The organism is Geomonas sp. (assembly GCF_056994735.1).
Genome location: NZ_JBXKJL010000034.1, coordinates 21,086 through 41,865, shown reverse-complemented (window position 1 = coordinate 41,865; position 20,780 = coordinate 21,086). Strand labels below are relative to the sequence as shown.

The window sequence follows — 20,780 nt, the reverse complement described above, 5'->3', positions numbered from 1 at the left end:
CCCTGACCCCCTTCCCTCCAGGGGATGGGGGCTTTCGCACGAGAGGGATTTACGTGCTGAGTGCCTCCAGCGCCTGGGCCACCCGCTCCAGCACCTCGGCCCATTCGCCTCGCCTTTTTTGCCTGAAGAGGCGGGCGCCCGGGTACCAGGGGGAATCCTCCCGGCCCAGGAGCCAGCGCCAGTCGCAGGCGGTCGGCAACAGTACCCATACCGGTTTTCCCAACGCGCCGGTCAGGTGGGCGACGGCAGTGTCGGCGGAGATCACCAGGTCGAGGTTCTCAATAATGGCTGCCGTGTCCGCAAAAGTCCTGATCCCGTCACCGAGGTGAATGATCTCCATCCCCGCCGGAGGCGTTGCGGCCTGCTCCGACCCCTCTCCGACCTGCAGGGAATAAAGGCGGATACCCCGCACCCGCGCCAGGGGGGCGAAAAGCCCGAGGTCGAGAGAGCGCTTGCCGTCGTCCTTGTAGCTCTTCCTGCCGGCCCACACGATCCCGACCCTGAAGCTCTTCCCCTGCAGCCGGGCGCGCCACTGGTCGGCCAGTAGGGGATCGGCGGAGACGTATGGCGTCTCGGCCGGTATGGTCGCAAGAGACGTGCCGCAGAGGTGCGGCAGGCTCATGAGGGGAGCGTGGACATCGAACTGGGGCAGCGCCTCCCCGCGCACCAGCACCCGCGTCACACCAGGTACGGTCGCGACCACCGGTGCTATCGCCTCGCTCTGGCACTCGACCAGCACCACGCCGCCCATTCGGGCCACTGCCGTGGCGTAGCGGACGAATTGCACGGTGTCGCCGAAGCCCTGCTCGCTGTGGAGCAGGATCACCCGCCCCTCTAGCGGCCGGCCGTCCCAAAGGGGCTGCGGGAAGCTCTTCCGCGGTATCGGATCCACCTTCCGGAACCGCCATTCGTACCCCTTCCATCCCTCCTCGTATTGCCCCAGCAGCAGCTGCACCAGAGAGAGATTCCAGCGGGCATCGGCATACTCGGGATCGATCGTCAGCACCCTCTGGTAGCAGGCCACCGCCCGGTCGAGCAGCCCCAGCCCCTTGCTGACGGAGCCGAGGTTGTTGAGGGCGTGCAGATAGTCGGGGTCGAGCGAGAGCGCCTTCAGGTAGCATTCTGCGGCCTCCTCCAGCTTGTACTGCACCTGCAGCGCAATCCCCAGCGCGTTCCAGGAGGGAATATAACGGGGATCTCGATTGATGACCTCCTTGAAGCAAACCATAGCCGCGTCCAGGTCCCCCAGCAGGTGGTACAGTTCGCCCAGGTTATGTCTTGCCTCCAGATAGCCGGGGCTGATGCTGATGGCCCGCTCCAGTGCGGCCCTGGCCTCGTCATGACGCCCGGCATCCTGAAGGGAGAGCGCCAGGTTGTGCCATCCCTGCGGCAGCTTCGGGTCCAGAGCCAGAGCCCGTGAAAAGGCCTCGATGGCTTCGGCGGGACGCCCCAGGACCTTGAGGCTGTTCCCCATGTTGTAATGAGGGACCATGAAGTCCGGGCTGAGGGAGATCACCTGCCGGTAGGCTTGAACCGCCTCCTCATGCCTCCCGGCACCGGCCAGGGCACAACCGAGGTTGTTGAGGAGGTCGCAATCCGAGGCGTCGCCCTGAAGCGCCCGGTGGAACTCCTCGATCGCCTCCGGGAACCGCCCCTGTCCGCTGAGGGCCAGCCCGCGTGTCTTGTGCAGCTCGGCCGATCCCTCTCCGGTCCGGGATGAAACCGCCATCAGCGCCTCCCGCACCTGCAGGATGACCCCATCCCAGTCGCCGGCCGCCGCTTGCCTGAAGAGGCGCATGGTCGGATACCAGGGGGAGTCGTCCCGGCCGACGAGCCAGCGCCAGTCGGGGATGAACGGGATCAGCACCCAGACGGAAAGCCCCACCCCTCCGCAGAGATGGGCAACGGAGGTGTCGACGGTGATGACGAGATCAAGCTCCGCCGCGAACGCCGCGGTATCGGAGAAGTCATCGATGGCCTGGGAGAGGTCCCTGAATCCCAGCCGCGACATCAGTTCCGCCTCTCCCTCCCGCTCCCTGAGCTGCAGGGAGTAGAAGGTAACCCCGGGGACCTGTGCCAGCGGGGTCAGCCTTTCCAGCGGGATCGACCTGTTGGCGTCGTTGGTGTGGCCGGGGTTGCCACCCCAGACGATCCCGACCCTGAACGAGCCGTCGCGGGGGATCAGCTTGGCGGCCTTGCCCGTCGACGCCGCATCGGTGACGAGATAGGGGACCTCGGCCGGAATAGCAGCCACGTCGGTGGCGAATATCTGCGGGAGATCCAGAAGCGAGGCCTGGCAATCAAAGGCTGGCGGCTCTTCGCCGAAGACCACAACGTCCGAGACTCCGGCGACCCGGCGAATGAGACTCGCCAGCGACTTCGACTGCACCTCGACCACGACACGACCGCCGCGCGCGGCCACCATCGGGGCGTAGCGGACAAAGTGCAGCGTGTCGCCCAGGCCCTGTTCCGCATAGAGGAGGATAGTCCGGCCGACGAGGGGGGAGCCGTCCCAGCGTGGAACGTCCTGCCACCTGCGGGCGGGTGCGAGCCCGGTTTTGCTGAAGCGCCAGCCAAACTCCCGCCACCCCTCCGTGAAATCCCCTTTGAGGAGTAGCAGCACGGCGAGGTTCCAATGAGCATCAGCGTGCCCCGGAGCGAGCGTGATCACCCTCCTGAACAATGCAATGGCTTCATCAAACCTGCCGGTCTCGCGATAGGCGGTGGCGAGGTTGTATCCGGCCTTCACCAGATCCGGGTCCAGCTTCAGCGCCTGCTCATAAGAGGAGGTGGCGGCTCGAAGATCGCCCTGCATCTGCCTGATGATCCCCAGCGCCTCGTGCAGCATGGCCAGATCGCCCCGTATCGCCACCGCGTTCTGCAGGCTTTCCCTGGCCTCGCCAATCCGCCCAAGCTGCTGCAGCGAGATGGCCAGGCTGTAATGGGGCTCCCAGTCGGAGCGCAGGAGCTGGGCGGACTTGGTGAAGCGCACCGTCGCCTCCCGGTGTTTCCCCTGCTCGGCCAGAAAGATGCCGCACTGGTAGATCCGCCAGCCGTTGAAAGGGTCCCGGGCAGACGCCTCCTCCAGATGCCGCCAGGCCACCTCCTTGAGTTCCCCGGATACCCGTTCCATGACCGATGCCCACTCACCCTGCCGCTCCTGCCTGAAAACGCGCATCGTCGGGTACCACGGTGAGTCCTCGCGCTCAAGAAGCCAGCGGTAGTCGCCGGCCTTCGGGAGGAGGAGCCAGACCGGTTTCCCCAGCGCCCCCGCCAGGTGTGCAACGGAGGTGTCGACGGAAATGACCAGGTCCAGGAGGGAGACCAGCGCCGCCGTGTCCGCGAAATCTGCAATGTGGGGGGTGAGGTCGATCAGCGCCGGTCCCTGGACAGACGTTGAGGAACCCGCTCGGTCGCCGACCTGCAGCGAGTACAGCGTGACGCCCGGGATCTGGCCAAGGGGGGCGAATGCCTGGATTGTGCTGGAGCGAAAGGGATCGGGCACCGGCTTCCCGGCCCAGACGATCCCGACTCTCACTCCATCATGAGGGGAGAGTCGTCGTTTCCAGATCCCGACGCGGGCAGGATCGGCGGTGAGGTACGGGACCTGGTCGGGGAGATCGCCCAGCGTGGTGCCGAAGAGATGGGGGAGCGACAGAAGCGGCGCCTGCAGGTCGAAGGAGGGGAGAGGTTCGCTCATGACGAAAACCTCCGCCACGCCCGGCAGTCGTTGAAGGAGAGGGCGCAGCGACGGCGACTGGCACTCCGCCAGCACCACGCCGCCGGCGGACGCGACCAGCGGGAGGTATCTCATGAATTGGATGGTGTCGCCCAGTCCCTGCTCGCAGTGGATCAGGATGCGCCGTCCCTTTAGCGGTGAGCCGTCCCAGAGGGGCTCCTTGAAGGCGCGCCGGGGGGAGGTGAACGAGTCCCTGCGCCAGCGCCACTGGTACTCCATCCAACCTTCCCTGAACTCTCCGGCGATGAGGAGCGCCAGGGCGAGGTTCCAATGGGCCTCGGCGCACGCGGGGTCCCGGACCAACGCTTCCCGGAAAGAGGCGATGGCGCCCGCCGCGTCCCCCTCCCTTTGCAGGGCGGCTCCGAGGCCTATACGTGCCTCTTGGCAATCCGGGGCCTGTTGCACCGCGTTTTGGAAGGCCTCCGCCGCCTCGGCGAAGCGGCCGAGCTTCATCAGGGAGTTCCCCATGTTGTTCAGGGCCAGCGGGTTTCCTTCCCTCAGTGCCAGGGCGTCACGATAGTTCAGCAGCGCCTCTTCGTGCTGCCCGAGATCATCGAGGATGGCGCCCAGATTGATCCTGGCATCCGCGGCGAAGAGCCCTCCCTCGGACGACAGTGCCCGGTAGATCTCGGCGGCTTGCGCGATCTGTCCCGCACGGTGCAGGTCGAGGGCGCGGGCGAAGCTGTGGCCGGAGCTCGTTCCGGCTATCCCGGACGGTCTAGACACCCTTCATCCTGCGGAGTTCGGCCTGGCTGGCAAGCTTCATGGCCAGGTAGTGGAACTGGCGCGCCGCGCCCTCCCAGCTCAGCATGTTCATTTCGGCAGCCGCCCTGGCACCCTTGGCTGCCAGTTCATCGCGGCGCTGGTAGGCCGACTCGAGCCGCTCGATCACCTCTTCCAGCAGCGGTTCCTCCCACACTGCCGTCTGCACGCCATCGTTGTTGACCACCATGGGGCGGTAGTTGGAGAGCGGGTAGGCGATGTCGGCGTTGATGACGTCGGCGTGCCCGCTGGTCCCGGAAGCGATCACGGTCCGCCCGCAGGCCATGTACTCGCACATGACCATGTTGTTCCCGCCCTCGCACCGGTTGGGGAAAAGCCCCAGGTGGGTGTCGGCGAAGATGCGGCGGATCGAGGCGTTATCGACCAGCGGGTGGGCCAGGACCCGCGCCGGGTCGAGCCCGTTGGCCAGGATGGTCCTCTGCGGAAGGTCCAGGAAGTTCTGCTCGTCGTGGCGGTAGGTGATGAAGGGTGAATTGGCCATGGTGGCCAACGAGAAGGGCCACTGGTTGGTCCAGCTGCAGGAAAGCCAGGCGTCGCGGTGACGCTCCATGAAGACCTTCATGGCCGCGATCACGATGTCCTGGGACTTGCGGAATTCGAACTTGCCGCCGGAGAAGACCACGAAGCGGTCAGCGGGGGGGAGGGGGAGCGGGTAGAAGTTGGCCGGGTCGACCCCCTGCAGGATGGTGCAGGTGTTGGACACCCCGCCGATCCTCAGATGGTATTCGCACCACTTCGAGCCGGCCACGATGAAGTCCCACTTCTTACCCATCTGCCGGGCGAAATTGAGGATCTCGATGTTGTCTTCGAAGAAGCAGTAGCCGATATTGATGGAGTCCCACTCCTCGGGCTTGAGCGGGGCCAGGCTGCGCGTCATGCAGTGGAGCGTTACCCCCTCGACGGGAGGGAGCTTGGCGATCTCGCGCTGGAGATAGGTCCCGGCGATCCCCCACCCGTGGGTGGAGCCGCTCGGCATCGATACTTTCATCTGAAGAACCTCTGGCAATGGATATGGTGCGACGAAACCAGGTCAGCAACTACCGTACCACGGCAGTTGCTGACTGAAAGGCTTCAATATCCCAGAGGTTTCAGGGGAGGAATGAGGGGTGGGTCAAGGTTTTGACAACTGAGGTCAGAAATGCGGCGTCTACATCTCCACCCGCGTCAGCACGCCCTGGAGCTTGCTGGCGGGGAGCTTGTTGAACTGCACGAAGTTCGGGGTGAGCTTCTTGATCATGGCGAAGATCTTCCAGATCGGGTTGCCTGTCTGGATGTCCTCGACGCCGTAGAATATGACCTTCTCCACGATGCCGTGTCTCTTCAGCAGTCCCTCGATGTCGATCACTTCCATGTAGCCGGCGTAGATCTCGAAAGACTCGAGGCCGGGTCCGCGGTCCTTGGTCAGCTTGGAAGCGACCCCGAAAGGCTCGTCGGTCCTGAGGATGGAGATGAAGACATTGCGCTCGTAGATGATGTTGCTGCGGATGATGCAGTGCACCACGTACGGCGGCACCACGTGCCATTCACGGGTGAAGAAGAGCCCCGTCCCGGGAATGGTCCTCCCCTTTTGGTAGATCTGCTCGTAGGAGAGCATGAAGGTCTCGATGTCGAGCGGCTTGAGCGCCTTGTAGAGGGCGCGCTGCCCCTTGGTCCAGATCAGGATGGTGGTGAAGGGGACGCCGGCCAGGATCAGCGACCAGTAACCGCCGTGCGGGAGCTTGTTCAGGTTGGCCACCAGGAAGACGAAGTCGATGATGGTCACGAAGACGGCGATGGGGACCTTCCACTTCTTGGTGGTGTGCCCGAAGATGATGGTCATCATGATCCCCGTGATGGTCATGGTCCCCGTGACCGCCAGGCCGTAGGCCGCTGCCAGGTTCTCCGACTTCTCGAAGATCAGCATGATGAAGAGGACCATGAGCATCAGGAACCAGTTCACCGAACCGATGTAGATCTGCGATTTGAGATGGCTGGAGGTGTAGTCGACCTTCATCAGGGGCATGATCCTGGTGGTGATCCCCTGGTAGACGATGGAGAAGACGCCGCTGATCAGGGCCTGGGAGGCGATGACGGTGGCGATGACGGTCAGGATCAGGAAGGGGATGTAGGCTAACTGCGATTCTCCCTGCACCATGCCGAAGAGGGTGTTCTTCGCGTGCGGATGCCCGAGGAGGAAGGCCCCCTGTCCCAGGTAATTGATGACCAGCGCCATGAAGACGAAATACCAGGCCCGGACGATAGGCTTCCTCCCCAGGTGCCCCATGTCGGCGTAGAGCGCTTCGCCGCCGGTGGCGCACAGGATGACCTCGGAGAGGACGAAGAAGCCGGAGAGGCCGTTCTGGAGGAAGAACTTGATCGCGTACCACGGCGAGACCGCCTTGACGATGGCGGGGTAGTGGTAGATGCCGATGAGGCCCGATACGGTAAGGGCCAGGAACCAGAGGACCATCAAGGGCCCGAAGGCGCCGGCGACCTTGTCGGTACCTTTGAACTGGAAGACGAAGAGGATGACGGCGATGACGGCGGCGATCAGGATCAGCGTGGACTGGGTGAGGCTGGCGCAGGCCGGGATCAGCACCAGACCTTCAACGGCGGAAAGGATACTGATGGCGGGGGTGATAACGCCGTCGCCCAAAAGGAGCGAGACACCGACGAAGGAGAGGAAGCTGACCAGGCCGAGATAGCGTCCGCCCTTGAGGAGCCGGACCAGGATCTCCTTGAGCACGATGGTCCCCCCCTCCCCCTTTCTGCCCAGGCTCATGGCGAGCCAGGCGTATTCGACCGTCACCAGGACGATCAGGGTCCAGACGATCAGGGAGAGGATGCCGAAGATGTTGTCCTCGGTCGGCTTGGTGAGGGCGAAGATGACGGTAAGCGTATAAATGGGGCTGGTACCGATGTCGCCGAAGACGAGGCCCATCGATTTGACGACCCCGCCCCAGTACGATTGTGCGTGTTTTTGCATGCTCTAGAATCCCTTTCGATTTCACACTGCGCGCTGCCAGGCCAGCTCCCGTCCCCCGCCCTGCCCCATTGAAGGGGAGGGGACGAGATTGGCAGCGCTCTTATAGCACTTGGCACTATTCATTACAACACAAATTCCCCCTTTAGGCTTGACATGACAGGGTATTCCTTGTAGCTTAAATCGTTTTTCTCATGGCTTTATCAACAGCGGAGGCCGCATAAATGGACTACAAGGATACACTCAACCTGCCTGTTACCTCTTTCCCGATGAAGGGAAATCTCCCCCAGCGCGAGCCCGAGATGCTCAAGCGGTGGGAGCAGACCGACCTCATCTCCAAGGTTGAAGAGACCGGCAAAGGGAGGCCGCTTTACATCCTCCACGACGGTCCGCCGTATGCCAACGGTCACATCCATATCGGCCACGCATTGAACAAGATACTGAAGGATGTCGTCCTCAAGAGCAAGAGGATGAGCGGCTTCGAGGCCCCGTACGTTCCGGGCTGGGACTGCCACGGCCTTCCGATCGAGCTGCAGGTGGAGAAGAACCTCGGCTCCAAGAAGCACGAGATCTCCAAGCTCGAGATGCGCAAGCTCTGCCGCGAGTACGCCCAGAAGTTCGTGGCCATCCAGCGCGCCGAGTTCGAGCGACTGGGCGTCCTCGGTGACTGGGAGCATCCCTACCTGACCCTGCACAACAGCTACGAAGGGACCATCGCCCGCGAGCTCGCCCGCTTCGCCGAGAACGGCGGCCTCTACAAGGGGAAGAAGCCGGTGCACTGGTGCTCCTCCTGCGGGACGGCGCTGGCCGAGGCCGAGGTCGAGTACGCCGACCACAAGTCCCCGTCCGTCTTCGTCAAGTTCGCGCTCAAGGACGAGGCGGGCGACGTGGTGCCCGAACTGGCCGGGAAGAAGGCTTCCATCGTCATCTGGACCACCACTCCCTGGACCCTTCCGGCGAACCTCGCCGTGGCTCTCCACCCGGAGCTCGACTACGTGGCCCTCGACGTGAACGGCGACATCCTCATCGTCGCCGACGGCCTGAAAGAGAGCTTCCTGAAGGATATCAGCGCCGAAGGGAAGGTCATCGCCACCTTCAAGGCGCCCCTTCTCGCCGGCCGGCATTGCCGTCACCCGTTCTACGACCGCGACTCCCTGATCGTCCTTGGCGAGCACGTCACCCTCGAGGCCGGAACCGGCGCCGTCCACACCGCTCCGGGGCATGGCCAGGAGGACTACGAGGTGGGCTTGAGGGAAGGGCTCGACATCTACAACCCGGTCGACAACCGCGGGCGCTTCTACGATAACATCGAGTTCTTCGCCGGGCAGTTCGTCTTCGACGCCAACCAATCGGTGATCGAGAAGCTGACCGAGGTGGGGGCGCTCCTGGCTCACAAGGAGATCACCCACTCCTATCCGCACTGCTGGCGCTGCAAGAAGCCCATCATCTTCCGGGCCACCGAGCAGTGGTTCATCTCGATGGAAAAGAACGACCTGCGTGCGAACGCGCTCGCCGAGATCAACAACGTGAACTGGATTCCCAAGTGGGGCCGTGAGCGGATCTACGGCATGATCGAGAACCGCCCGGACTGGTGCGTATCCAGGCAGCGCTCCTGGGGCGTTCCGATCGCGGCCTTCTACTGCAAGAGCTGCGGAGAAGTGCTGGCCGACGGCAAGATCATGCACCACGTCGCCGACATCTTCGCCGAGCACAGCTCCGACGTCTGGTACGACTGGGACGCCGCCGCCTTCCTGCCCGAAGGGACCAGCTGCCCTTCCTGCGGCAAGACCGACTTCGACAAGGAAACCGACATCCTCGACGTCTGGTTCGACTCCGGCGTCTCCCATGCCGCCGTCCTCGAGCTGCGGGACGACCTCCGCGCACCCGCCGACATGTACCTGGAAGGAAGCGACCAGCACCGCGGCTGGTTCCACTCGTCGCTGCTGGCCAGCGTCGGTACCCGCGGTCACGCCCCCTACAAGAACGTGCTGACCCACGGCTTCGTCGTGGACGGCTCGGGTCGCAAGATGAGCAAGTCGGTCGGCAATGTCGTGGCCCCGGAAGACGTGATCAAGAAGTTCGGCGCCGATGTTTTGAGGCTGTGGGTCGCCGCCCAGGACTACCGCGACGACCTGCGCATCTCCCAGGAGATCCTGACCCGGCTCTCCGAAGCCTATCGCCGCATCAGGAACACCTGCCGCTACATCCTCGGGAACATTCACGACTTCAATCCCGAGACCGACACGGTAGCTTACGCCGACATGCCTGAACTTGACCGCTGGGCCATGCACCAGCTGGAGCTCCTGAAGGAGAAGGTGCTGACCTCCTACAACGAGTGCGAGTTCCACATCCTCTACCACGCAGTGAACGGCTTCTGCACGGTCGAGATGAGCGCCTTCTACCTCGACATCCTCAAGGATCGCGTCTACACCAGCAAGACCACGTCGCTGGCCAGAAGGAGCGCGCAGACCGTGATGTACACAATTCTCGACTCACTGGTCAGGATGGTGGCGCCGGTCCTCTCCTTCACGGCCGAAGAGGTCTGGGAGGCGATGCCGGGCGGGCGGGAGTCGAGCGTGCATCTGGCGCTCTTCCCCGAGCTCATCCCGTCGAACAAGGACGAGGCCCTGGCGCAGCGCTGGGAGAAGATCATGAAGGTGCGCTCCGAGGTTTCGAAGGCCCTGGAGCTTGCCAGGGTGAAGAAGGTGATCGGGCACTCCCTCGATGCCGCCGTCGCCATCAAGGCGTCCGGAGACACCGCTGCATTGCTGAAGGAGTTCGAGGGCGAGTTGGCGGCGATCTTCATCGTTTCGCAGGCGTACGTGACAGACGATCTTGCCGGTGAGATTTACACGGCCGAAGGGGTCGAGGGACTGGAGATTGCCGTTGCCGCGGCCGCCGGCGACAAGTGCGAGCGCTGCTGGGTCTACAGCGAGGAGCTCGGCAGCGATGCGGATCACCCGACGCTGTGCCCGAAGTGCCTGGCGGCGGTGAAGTAGGCAGTCGCCTTTAAACGATAACCAGCCCCTTCTGCGGAGGGGGCACAAAACCACTCCCCCCTCCCCTGAGAGAGGGGGGTAGGGGGTGGGGGAAGGCGCCGCCATTTCTGCAGTTGGCAGCTTCACCCACCCCCCGGCCCCCTCCCTTCAAGGGAGGGGGGAGATGCCCCTCTGGCGAGGAGCAAAATTGGATCTCGAATGAAATCAAGATACATCATCCTTCTGGTGGTTTCGGTGCTGGTGCTGGTCGTGGACCAGGTGACCAAGCTCTATATCGACCGCAGCATGGCGCTGCACAGCTCGATCACCGTCATCGAAGGGTTCTTCAACATCACCTATCTGCGCAACAAGGGCGCGGCCTTCGGAATCCTGGCCAATTCCAGTTTCCGGCTCCCCTTCTTCATCCTGATCTCCGCCGTGGCCGCCTTCGTTATCGTGGCCGTCATCAGGAAGCTTCGGGAGGACCAGAAGCTGGCAGCGGTTTCGCTTTCGCTGATCTTCTCCGGCGCGCTCGGAAACCTGATCGACCGCGTCAGGCTGGGCGAGGTCATCGACTTCCTGGACGCCCACTGGTACAGCCACCACTGGCCCGCCTTCAACGTAGCCGATTCCGCCATCTGTGTCGGCGTCTTCCTCCTCGCCCTCGACATGTTCCTCGAGGAGCGAAGAAACCAGCCCAAGTAATCCCACGCCCTTCGACAAGCCAGGGTGAACCGTTGACATGAAAAAAGAGGATACCGAGACTTCTCAGTATCCTCTTTTCAGTTCGCCCCTCTCACCTAAAGGCTCCATTTTCGTTCGTGCCGAGCTTGTCGAAGCACCCAAAGCTGATCGCGCCCGTCCCTGCAGAGCCTGAGCCTATCGAAGCACTGAACGATGGCTGAACGATGGCTAAACGATGGCTAAACCGTTCGTGTTGAACCGTTCGTGCCGAGCTTGTCGACGCACGCAAGAATCTCCGGAGCTGCCACTTGCGTCGAATCTGTACTCCTTAGGCGGAAAGTGAGACCAGCAGTTCCTTCAGCAGCGGCGGGAGGCGACGGGCGCGCATCCCTTCTCCCACGCAGGCCAGCGTCACCCGCGCTTCCACCAGCAGTTTCCCGTCTTCCTTCCTTATCACCCGCTGTCCGGCCACGAAGGCGCTGTTACGCACCTCGAGTATCTCCGTCTCAACCTCCAGCAGATCGTCCAGACGGGCCGGTGCCCGGTAATTTATCTCGATGGCGACGACCGGGAAAATGATCCCCTGATCGTGCATCTCGCGCACCGAGAGGCCATGCCCCCTCAGGAACTCCATCCTCCCCCGTTCCATGTAGCAGAGGTAGTTGGCGTGGTAGACGACCCCTCCGGCGTCGGTGTCCTCGTAATAGATTCTTACTTCCAATCAATCCTCCTCCGCGATCGCCATAAGGTGACAAAAACCGCTCAGGCGGCGGGCGCAATGGGGAAGAAGACCCTCTCGTACACCGCGCGCACCGCACCCGTGACCCGCTCGTAATCTGCCATCAGCGCCTGCCCCGGGTTCTTCAGCTGCGCGTCGTACCCCAGCCTGCGCGCCAGCTTGTTGAGGTACCTGAGGGGGCCGCCGAGATCGTTCATCGAGTAGTCGTGGATGAGCCGCAGCCGGTTTTCCAGCCGGCGCAGGAAACGATATCCTTCCGAGAGCGCCTGGAACTCCTCCTCCGGCAGTATCTCCAGTTTCCGCATAGCCTCCAGGGCCTGCAGCGTGTTGCAGTTGCGAAGCTCCCGGTGCTCGATGCCGTACTTCAGCTGCAGGAACTGGATGATGAACTCGACATCAACCATCCCGCCGCGGCCGGTCTTGATGTTGTAGCTCCCCTCGCTCTCCTTGGCCAGCTCGTTCTCCATCCTCATGCGCAGGCGGTGGATCTCGCCCCTCACCGTTTCGTCGGCCGCCGTCCCGTAGACCGCCCGTTCAATTACCTCCTCCACGACCTCCTTGAGCTTGGGCTCTCCGTAGCAGACCCTGGCCTTGGTCAGCGCCTGCCGCTCCCAGATCTGGGATTCGGTGGAGTGATAGCTGATGAAGGCATCGACGGAGGTGACCAGGGGCCCGGCGTTGCCGGAGGGGCGAAGGCGGGTGTCGATCTTGTAGACGAATCCCTCCCGGGTCTGCGTGGTCAGGATCATGATGATCTTCTGGCCCAGCTTGGCGAAGTACTCCCTGTTGGTGATGCTCTTCTCGCCGTCGGTCATCCCCTGTCCGTCGTAGATGTAGATGATGTCCAGGTCGGAGTGGTAGTTGAGCTCGTACCCCCCGAGCTTGCCCATGGCCACGATGGCGAAGGAGGCCTCATGGACGGAGCCGTCCTCGGCGGCAACGATCGGCCTGCCGAAGCGTGCCAATTCCCCGGTCGCGATACAGCAGGCGGCAGCGAGGCAGACTTCCGCCAGGTTGCTCAACTGCATGGCCACTTCGGGCTGCCCCATTTTCCCATGCACGTCGTTCATGCCGATGCGCAGGAATTCCTCGTGCCGGTAACGCCTCATGGCGTCGAGCTGCTCCTCGAAGTCGTCAGCCTGGGAGAGAAGCCCGTCGAGCTCCGCCGCCATGACCTCCCGTTCCTTGCGCAGGTAGGCGTATCCACGAGTGGTCAGGCTGTCCAGAAGCTCGGGGTGCCCGATGAAGATCTTGGAGAGGAACTCGGACATGCCGAACATCGAGGTGATCACCTTGAGGACATCCCGGTTTTCCGCGAGGAGGGCATAGAAGGTGGAGCGGGTCCTGGTGGAGATGAGGAACCGGTCGAGGTTCGCCAGTGCCAGGTCGGGGTCCGGGGAGGCGAAGACCTCCTGCAGGAAGAGGGGGGCGATCTTCTCCAGGGTCCGCCTGGCACGCTCGGTGAGGTTCAGCTTGGGAGGGCCGTCGCGCAGCACCAGCAGGTTCTCGTAGCCCGTCTCCTGGTTCTCGAAACGGCGCTCGGCCAGCATGTCCTTGATCAGGTCCGGGTCCGCGCTGGGGTCGAGGAAGAAATAGACCTCGGGAAGGACCTCCTCCTTGATGCGCTTGTCGCGGGAGAGGAAAAGGTCGCCGTAGATGGCTGAGACGGTTTTCCGGTGCACCTCAAGCGCCTCGACGAAGCGCTGCATCCCGTCCCTCCTGAGATAACCGCAACGCCGCGCCAGGGCCCGCATCTCGTCTTCCTTGGTGGGAAGGGCGTGGGTCTGGCGCTCCTGGACCACCTGGATCCGGTGCTCGACCGTGCGCAGGAAGCGGTAAGCGTCACTGAGTGCCAGGCAGTCGGCTTCCTTGATGACCCGGGACTCCTGCAGCGTCTGCAGGGCCATCAGGGAGTTCCTCTCCCTCAGCTTGGGAGCCTTCCCCGCGTAGACAAGCTGCAGCGCCTGGATGAAGAACTCGATCTCGCGGATCCCGCCACGCCCGAGCTTGATATTTACTTCCGACTCCTGCGACCTCGCCAGCGACGCGTCGATCTTCTTTTTCATCGACATCATGTCTTCGATGAGGTTGTAATCGAGGTAGCGCCGGTAGATGAAGGGGGTGAGCGTTTCAAGGAGGGCCTCGCCGAGTTCGATGGAACCGGCCACCGGGCGTGCCTTCATCATGGCGGCGCGCTCCCAGGACTGGCCCCACGATTCGTAGTAGATCTCGGCGGAGCGCATGGAGTGGGCGAGATCGCCGGCCTTGCCGTCGGGTCTCAGTCCCATGTCGACCCTGAAAACGAAGCCGTCCCCGGTCACCTGCGAGATGGCGCGGCTGACCATCTCCGCGAGCTTGACGAAGAAGCTGTGCAGCGAGAGCTTGCCCCTGGTCCCCCCCTTGCCGTCGGGAACGCCGGTCGATTCACCCTTGTCCGAGGAGTAGAAGTAGATCAGGTCGATGTCTGAGGAGAAATTGAGTTCGCGGCCGCCAAGCTTGCCCATGCCGATGATGGTGAAGGTCGCCTCGACCGGCCCCTCCGGCGTCTGGGCGATCGGCGTCCCATGCTCCTGGACCAGCTCCCGGAGGGCGGCTTCATAGGCGATCTGCAGGGTGGCGGCGGCCAGCGAGGCGAGCTCCCCGGTGACCTCCTCGAGGGGGGCGAGGCCGTTGAGGTCGCGGGCGGCGATGCGGAGCACCTCGGCGTACTTGAATCGGCGCAGATAGGGGAAGACTTCCTGGTATGGCGTACCCTCCGGAACCGTGCTGCGCAGTGCTGCCAGCATCTCCGCCTCGGACCGACGGCGCATGACGTCGCGCTCGTTGAAAAGGCGGTCGAAGTACGATCTCTCTTTACAGATGATGTTGGTGAGGAAGGGGGAGGAACCGCAGATGTTCATCAACTGGACGATGAGGGCGCGGCGGGAGCATAGCTCGATGAGGGAGTCGCGTCCGACTATGTTGGCTACGCGCTCGACCCCGTTCAGGGCCATGTCCGGCAGCGGGGTAGCCAGGGCGGCGAGGACTATTTCGACCAGCTGCTCCCGGGGAAGCAACTCCCCCAGGAGGCGCAGGTTTTCGGCGGAGCGGGCTCCGTAGCTGAAGCCTCCCTGCTCGAGGAGAAGCGGGAGTTCGGCGGCGGCTTCACCCGCCAGGGCAGAGAAGAGCGAGGCTGCGAAGTCGGAGAGGCGGTTCATAACCCGACCAGTGCTTTCAACTCCCTTTCGTAGTCGCCGCGCACCACACCCTTTTCGGTGATGATTCCGGTGATGTAGCGGGCGGGGGTCACGTCGAAGGCGGGGTTCCTGACCTTCACCCCTTCAGGGGCGGTCCGTACCCCCTGGACATGGGTGACTTCGGACGCGGTCCGCTCCTCGATCGGGATGTCGTCGCCGCTGGCCAGCTTGAGGTCGAGGGTCGAGATGGGGGCAGCGACGTAGAAGGGGATCCTGTTTTCCTTGGCGAGGACGGCAACGCTGTAGGTGCCGATCTTGTTGGCGGTATCGCCGTTGGCGGCGATCCTGTCGGCGCCGACCACGCAGAAGTCGATCTGCCCGGTCCTCATCAGCCAGCCGGCCATGTTGTCGGTGATCAGGGTGACGGGGATGGAGTCCTTCATCAGCTCCCAGGCGGTGAGGCGGGCCCCCTGCAGCCAGGGACGGGTCTCGTCGGCGAAGACGCGGATGCCCTTGCCGGCATCGTGAGCGGCGCGGATGACCCCGAGAGCGGTGCCGTAGCCGGCGGTAGCCAGGCCTCCGGCATTGCAGTGGGTGAGGATGGAAGCGCCTTCCTTGACCAGGGCGCAGCCATGCCGGCCGATTTCCCGGCAGATCTTCAGGTCCTCCTGCTCGATGCTGATCGCTTCGGCCTTGAGGATTTCCCGGATCGAGTTGAGGTCGAGGTCGCGATGCTGCTGGGCGACCCGCTTCATCCGTTCCAGCCCCCAGAAGAGGTTGACCGCGGTGGGGCGGGTGCGGCCGAGCACGTCGCAGACGTTTTCCAACTGGCGGTAGAAGGAGTCGAAGGTGTCTGCGATGATCTCGCGGGCGCCGAGAGCTACCCCCATGGCGGCGGCGACCCCGATGGCCGGGGCCCCACGGATGATCATGCCGCGGATAGCCTCGGCTACCCCGCTGAAGTCCGTGTACTCGTTGTAGACCTCCTCGCCCGGGAGCTTGGTCTGGTCTATCATGATCACCTTGTTGTCGCGCCACTCGATGGTTCTAAAGGACATGCTGTTACCTCTGACGGTCGCCCCTTGAGAAGGGCTGTTAAAGTCCCCCTTGATAAAGGGGGGAGGAAAACGTTTACCCTTTCAGCTTTTTCTGCAGCAGCTCGTTCACCACGGCGGGGTTGGCCTTCCCTTTGGAGGCCTTCATCACCTGCCCGACGAAGAAGCCGAAGAGGGTCTCTTTGCCGCCTCTGTACTCCGCCACCTGGCCCGGGTTCTTCTGCAGCACCTCGTCGACCATGGCTTCGATGGCGCCGGTGTCCGAAACCTGGACCAGCCCCTTCTCCTGGACGATGGTGGCGGGGTCCTTGCCGGTCTTGTACATCTCGTCGAAGACGGTCTTGGCGATCTTGCCAGAGATGGTCCCTTTCTCCATCAGCTTGAGCAGCTCGGCCAGCAGAGCCGGGGTCACGGGAGATTCCGTGATCGCCTTGCCATCATCGTTGAGGGCGCGGGTGACCTCGCCCATGACCCAGTTGGAAACAGTCTTGGGTTGAGCGAAGAGGGCGACGGTATCCTCGAAGTACTGTGCCAGTTCGCGGCTTGCCACCAGGACCTCGGCGTCGTACTCCGGAAGCCCCAGCTCGCTCATGAAGCGCTCCCGCTTGGCCTCGGGGAGTTCCGGGAGGGAGGCGCGGACCTCCTCGATCCAGTTCGGCTCGATGATCACCGGGACCAGGTCCGGGTCCGGGAAGTAGCGGTAATCGTGAGCTTCTTCCTTGCCGCGCATGGAGCGGGTGGTGCCGGTGTTCGGGTCGAAGAGGCGGGTCTCCTGGATGACGCGGCCGCCGTCGTCGAGGATCTCGGCCTGGCGCTCCATCTCGTACTCGATCGCCTGCTTGATGAAGCGGAAGGAGTTGATGTTCTTGAGTTCGGCGCGGGTGCCGAAGACGTTGGAGCCGACCGGCATCAGGGAAACGTTCGCGTCGCAGCGGAAGCTTCCCTCCTCGAGGTTGCCGTCACAGATCCCGAGGTAGACCACGATCTGGTGCAGTTTCTTGAGGTAAGCGATGGCCTCGTCCGGGGAGCGCATGTCAGGCTCGGAGACGATCTCGAGAAGCGGGGTGCAGGCGCGGTTCAGGTCGACGCAGGAGTCGTCGCCGATTCTGGGGACGTCGGCGTGGACGAGTTTCCCTGCGTCCTCCTCCATGTGGATGCGGGTGATGCCGATCCGCTTCTGCTGGCCGTCCACCTCGATGTCCAGGTGGCCGTGCTGGCAGATGGGGAGGTCGAACTGGCTGATCTGGTAACCCTTCGGGAGGTCCGGGTAGAAGTAGTTCTTCCGGGCGAAGACGTTGCGCGGGGTGATGGTGCAGTTGGTGGCGAGGCCGGCCTTGATGCCGTATTCGACCACCTTCCTGTTCAGGACGGGGAGCGCCCCCGGGAAACCGAGGCAGACCGGGCAGGTCTGGGAGTTCGGCTGGCTGCCGAAGCGGGTCGAGCAGCCGCAGAAGATCTTGGTGTTGGTGGTGAGCTGGGTGTGGACCTCAAGCCCGATTACTACCTGATATTTCATAGGAGAGCTCCAAAAACAAAATCGTTTAGCCACGGAGAAAATCGGAGAAAGGCGGAGAAACCAGGCTGAAGTCACTTCCAAAAAAACGTCTCAAAAGCAGCCTGAGGGGTTCACCCCTTCCTTGGAACTTTGCATTCTCAGATTTCCTCAGAAGTTCTCCGCGGCGAAAAAGGTTGTCTCGCGTTCGAAACAAAGTATTAGCCACGGAGAAATTCGGAGAAAGGCGGAGAAACCAAGCTATAAGTTCTTTCTAAAATATAGTCAAAAGCAGCCTGAGGGTCTTTACCCCTGGTTCAGGGTATTGTCTTTCTCAGATTTCCTCAGAAGTTCTCCGCGGCGAAAAAGGTTTTACAGTGCCGCCTTCATCTCGTGCCACTTCGTCTCCCTCTCGAAGGAGTAGGCCGCGCTGAGGATGGACTCTTCGCCGAACGGCTTGCCGATCAGCTGGAGCCCGATCGGAAGACCTCCCCTGCTCAGGCCGGCAGGTACCGAGATGCCGCAGGTCCCCGCCAGGTTCACCGGAATGGTGAAGATGTCCGAAAGGTACATCTGGAGCGGATCGGCGAGCTTCTCCCCGATGGTGAAGGCCGGTGTCGGGGCCACCGGCGTCAGCAGGACATCGACCTCCTCGAAGGCCTTCAGGAAGTCCTGCATGATCAGGGTGCGGACCTTCTGGGCCTTGAGGTAATACGCGTCGTAGTACCCGGAGGAGAGGGCGTAGGTCCCCAGCATGATCCTGCGCTTGACCTCCGCCCCGAACCCTTCGGCGCGGCTCTTGGAGAACATCTCGGTCAGCCCCCTGGCAGCCTCGCTGCGGTGGCCGAACCGGACGCCGTCGTAGCGGGCCAGGTTGGAGCTGGCCTCGGCGGTGGCGATCAGGTAGTAGGTGGCGACGGCATACTCGGTATGCGGGAGGCTCACCTCCCTCATCTCGGCGCCCAGGCTCTTGTACACCGCGATCGCCTCGTCCATGGCCTTCTTCACGTCGGGGTCGAGCCCCTCGATGAAGTACTGCTTGGGGAGGCCGATCTTGAGTCCCTTGACTCCCGCTCCAAGGCCTGCAGCATAGTCGGGAACCGGGGTGTCGACGGAGGTGGAATCCATCACGTCGTGCCCCGCGACGGCCTTGAGCATGATGGCGGCGTCGGTGACGTCATGGGTCATGGGGCCGACCTGATCCAGGGAGGAGGCATAGGCGATGACGCCGTAGCGGGAGACCCTGCCGTAGGTGGGCTTCAGTCCCACGCAGCCGCAGTGGGAGGCGGGCTGGCGGATCGATCCGCCGGTATCGGTGCCCAAGGTCCCCGTGGCTTCACGCGCCGCGATCGCCGCAGCAGAGCCCCCAGACGAGCCGCCAGGGGTGCATTCGAGGTTCCAGGGGTTCCTGGTCGAGCCGAAGTAGCTGGACTCGCAGGAGGAACCCATGGCGAATTCGTCCTGGTTGAGCTTGCCCACGATGACCGCGCCCTGCCCCTTGAGTCGGGCCACAGCCGTCCCGTCATAAGGCGGGATGAAGTTCTCCAGCATCTTGGAGCCGCAGGTGGTGCGGATGCCCTTGGTGACGAAGATGTCCTTGAGGCCGATGGGGATGCCGGTGAGTGGGGCGATGTCGCCGGCCGCGATGCGCTTGTCCGCCGCCTCTGCCTCGGCAAGAGCCTGCTCGGGAGTCACCGTTATGTAAGCCTTGACGCGGTCGTCTACCGACTCGATGCGGGCGAGGAGGGCCTTGGTCGCCTCCACGGAGGAGAGCTCCCTAGCCTTCAGTTTCTCATGCAGTTCATGTATGGTCAGGTCGAAAATTTCCATTAAACGCTCCGCAGTTCCAAATCGAACAAAGTCCCCTCCCCTCGAGGGAGGGGGTGAGGGGGTGGGGGTAGTTTCCACGACTGACGCAGGTGGCAGCTTCCCCCCCTGCCCCTCCTGCCTGCGCGCCGAAGCGCTCCGACGCGTAGTCCCGTCAAGGGCGGGGGAGAAAGAAGGTGGGGAGACACAACCTACTCGATCACCTTCGGCACTCTGAAGAAGGTCTCGGTGTGCTTGGGGGCGTTGGCGAGGGCTGCATCGACGCCGATGGCGTCCCGCAGTTCGTCGGGGCGGAACGCGTTCTCCATCGGTACCGCGTGCGAGGTCGGAATGATCCCTTCGGTGTCCAAGGCGTTTAGCTTCTCTACGTAGGCGAGTATCGAGTCCATCTGGGCGGTGAAGGTGTCGAGCTCGGGCTCGGAAAGCTCCAACCGGGCCAGCCGCGCCACATGCTCCACTTCAGCTCTGGTGATCTTCATGCATGCTCCAAGGGGTGCGCCTTTATGGGGCGGCGCCCATGTTTTCGGTCTATCGGTTATTATCATGAAAGGGTTAAAAAGGCAAGGAGACGCCCCTAATCCCGCCCGCTTATGGCCCCGCTCACGACAGGGGACCGATCGCTTTCCACCGTCTCGCCATTGACCTTTGCGACGGCCGTCACGTAATAGCTGTAGCGGGTGCCGATCAAAACTTCCTTGTCCTCGTAGGTGGTGCAGGCGCTGGATGCGGAAACCAGCGGGGCGAGCGGCATTTCCGCGCCCTCTTTGAACCGGTAGATGTTGTACCCGACGAGGGATCCTTCCGTCGGGGGGGCGGCGGCAAAGGCGAGCACCACGCCGGTCGCGGCGGGGAGAACCTCAAGAACGGGGGGAGCGGGAGGAGTAACGGCGGTGCGGCGCGCTCTGGTGGAATCCTTGCTCTGAACCCCTCCGGCCGTGAAGGAACGGACCTTGTACTGGTAGGTCTTCCCCTTGCTGAGGTCAAGGTCATCGAAAAGGAAACTGTTGCCTATCCTTCTGACGTTACGCGGGTAGTCCAGCTCGATCTTCGCCAGCTCGCCGTAGGCGGTCGGGCATTCCTCGCAGTCCTCGGCCGGCGGCAGCACCGGTCGACGGAACAGCAGGAAACCCGCGAGATCGGTAAGTCGTGCGCCGCTTTCCAGCTTCGACGGGGCAGACCATTTCACCTCGAATCGTTCCCCCTTCTGCGTCACGGCCAGGTCGGAGATCGGCGCCGGCACCAGCGCTTCGGGGGGGATGAGCGGTCCTTTTTTGCCGCAGCCGGAGACGAGCCCCGACGCGGCGAGGGCGAGGAGCAGGAAAAGGAGCCTTCGCGCGCCCGCCAC

12 protein-coding genes are annotated in these 20,780 nt (G+C 63.1%); 2 read left to right on the top strand and 10 right to left on the bottom strand.

The window, feature by feature from the left end; translation table 11 throughout:
- Positions 1–49: 49 nt before the first annotated feature.
- The 3 genes from AC11W3_RS01675 to AC11W3_RS01665 form a co-directional block, all read right to left on the bottom strand.
- Positions 50–4,465: a tetratricopeptide repeat protein gene (locus AC11W3_RS01675; RefSeq protein WP_484092382.1), complete on the bottom strand. Its 4,416-nt coding sequence runs from the start codon at positions 4,463–4,465 to the stop codon at positions 50–52.
- Entirely contained in the window at positions 4,458–5,510 is a 1,053-nt protein-coding gene (locus tag AC11W3_RS01670; RefSeq protein WP_484089930.1) for a glycosyltransferase, read from the bottom strand. Before AC11W3_RS01670 ends, AC11W3_RS01675 begins: the two co-directional genes overlap by 8 nt.
- A 159-nt stretch (positions 5,511–5,669) precedes the next feature.
- Complete coding sequence (locus AC11W3_RS01665; RefSeq protein WP_484089929.1) at positions 5,670–7,487, bottom strand: KUP/HAK/KT family potassium transporter; 1,818 nt, start codon at positions 7,485–7,487, stop codon at positions 5,670–5,672.
- Between the two features lie 221 nt (positions 7,488–7,708).
- Here AC11W3_RS01665 and ileS point away from each other — a divergent pair, with 221 nt between their 5' ends.
- Positions 7,709–10,483 (top strand): isoleucine--tRNA ligase, encoded by a 2,775-nt coding sequence (gene ileS, locus AC11W3_RS01660; protein ID WP_484089928.1) that lies wholly within the window; start codon positions 7,709–7,711, stop codon positions 10,481–10,483.
- A 198-nt stretch (positions 10,484–10,681) separates the two neighbouring features.
- Positions 10,682–11,167, top strand: coding sequence for a signal peptidase II (gene lspA, locus AC11W3_RS01655; RefSeq protein WP_484089927.1), 486 nt, complete (start codon positions 10,682–10,684; stop codon positions 11,165–11,167).
- Between the two features lie 307 nt (positions 11,168–11,474).
- Here the strand turns inward: lspA and AC11W3_RS01650 are convergent, their stop codons facing one another.
- The 7 genes from AC11W3_RS01650 to lptM all read right to left on the bottom strand — a co-directional run bounded on the left by AC11W3_RS01650 (position 11,475) and on the right by lptM (position 20,780).
- Positions 11,475–11,867, bottom strand: a complete 393-nt coding sequence (locus AC11W3_RS01650) for a YbgC/FadM family acyl-CoA thioesterase (protein ID WP_484089926.1) — start codon at positions 11,865–11,867, stop codon at positions 11,475–11,477.
- Between the two features lie 41 nt (positions 11,868–11,908).
- Positions 11,909–15,082, bottom strand: a complete 3,174-nt coding sequence (gene glnE, locus AC11W3_RS01645) for a bifunctional [glutamate--ammonia ligase]-adenylyl-L-tyrosine phosphorylase/[glutamate--ammonia-ligase] adenylyltransferase (RefSeq protein ID WP_484089925.1) — start codon at positions 15,080–15,082, stop codon at positions 11,909–11,911.
- Positions 15,079–16,119 carry an S-methyl-5-thioribose-1-phosphate isomerase gene (gene mtnA / locus AC11W3_RS01640; protein ID WP_484092381.1) on the bottom strand — a complete coding sequence of 347 codons (1,041 nt, stop codon included), beginning with the start codon at positions 16,117–16,119 and terminating at the stop codon, positions 15,079–15,081. Before mtnA ends, glnE begins: the two co-directional genes overlap by 4 nt.
- A gap of 73 nt (positions 16,120–16,192) precedes the next feature.
- Positions 16,193–17,632, bottom strand: a complete 1,440-nt coding sequence (gene gatB, locus AC11W3_RS01635; protein ID WP_484089923.1) for an Asp-tRNA(Asn)/Glu-tRNA(Gln) amidotransferase subunit GatB — start codon at positions 17,630–17,632, stop codon at positions 16,193–16,195.
- Between the two features lie 348 nt (positions 17,633–17,980).
- The gene (gene gatA / locus AC11W3_RS01630; RefSeq protein WP_484089922.1) at positions 17,981–19,438 is read right to left on the bottom strand and encodes an Asp-tRNA(Asn)/Glu-tRNA(Gln) amidotransferase subunit GatA; all 1,458 of its coding nucleotides are present in this window, start codon (positions 19,436–19,438) and stop codon (positions 17,981–17,983) included.
- Between the two features lie 188 nt (positions 19,439–19,626).
- Positions 19,627–19,914 (bottom strand): Asp-tRNA(Asn)/Glu-tRNA(Gln) amidotransferase subunit GatC, encoded by a 288-nt coding sequence (gene gatC, locus AC11W3_RS01625; protein ID WP_484090214.1) that lies wholly within the window; start codon positions 19,912–19,914, stop codon positions 19,627–19,629.
- Between the two features lie 95 nt (positions 19,915–20,009).
- Positions 20,010–20,780 carry an LPS translocon maturation chaperone LptM gene (gene lptM, locus AC11W3_RS01620; protein WP_484090213.1) on the bottom strand — a complete coding sequence of 257 codons (771 nt, stop codon included), beginning with the start codon at positions 20,778–20,780 and terminating at the stop codon, positions 20,010–20,012.

Coding starts and splice junctions, on each gene's coding strand:
- AC11W3_RS01665 (WP_484089929.1), bottom strand. CDS start 7,487: ATGCAAAAACACGCACAATCGTACTGGGGCGGGGTCGTCAAATCGATG.
- gatC (WP_484090214.1), bottom strand. CDS start 19,914: ATGAAGATCACCAGAGCTGAAGTGGAGCATGTGGCGCGGCTGGCCCGG.
- gatA (WP_484089922.1), bottom strand. CDS start 19,438: ATGGAAATTTTCGACCTGACCATACATGAACTGCATGAGAAACTGAAG.
- AC11W3_RS01670 (WP_484089930.1), bottom strand. CDS start 5,510: ATGAAAGTATCGATGCCGAGCGGCTCCACCCACGGGTGGGGGATCGCC.
- ileS (WP_484089928.1), top strand. CDS start 7,709: ATGGACTACAAGGATACACTCAACCTGCCTGTTACCTCTTTCCCGATG.
- lspA (WP_484089927.1), top strand. CDS start 10,682: ATGAAATCAAGATACATCATCCTTCTGGTGGTTTCGGTGCTGGTGCTG.
- glnE (WP_484089925.1), bottom strand. CDS start 15,082: ATGAACCGCCTCTCCGACTTCGCAGCCTCGCTCTTCTCTGCCCTGGCG.
- mtnA (WP_484092381.1), bottom strand. CDS start 16,119: ATGTCCTTTAGAACCATCGAGTGGCGCGACAACAAGGTGATCATGATA.
- gatB (WP_484089923.1), bottom strand. CDS start 17,632: ATGAAATATCAGGTAGTAATCGGGCTTGAGGTCCACACCCAGCTCACC.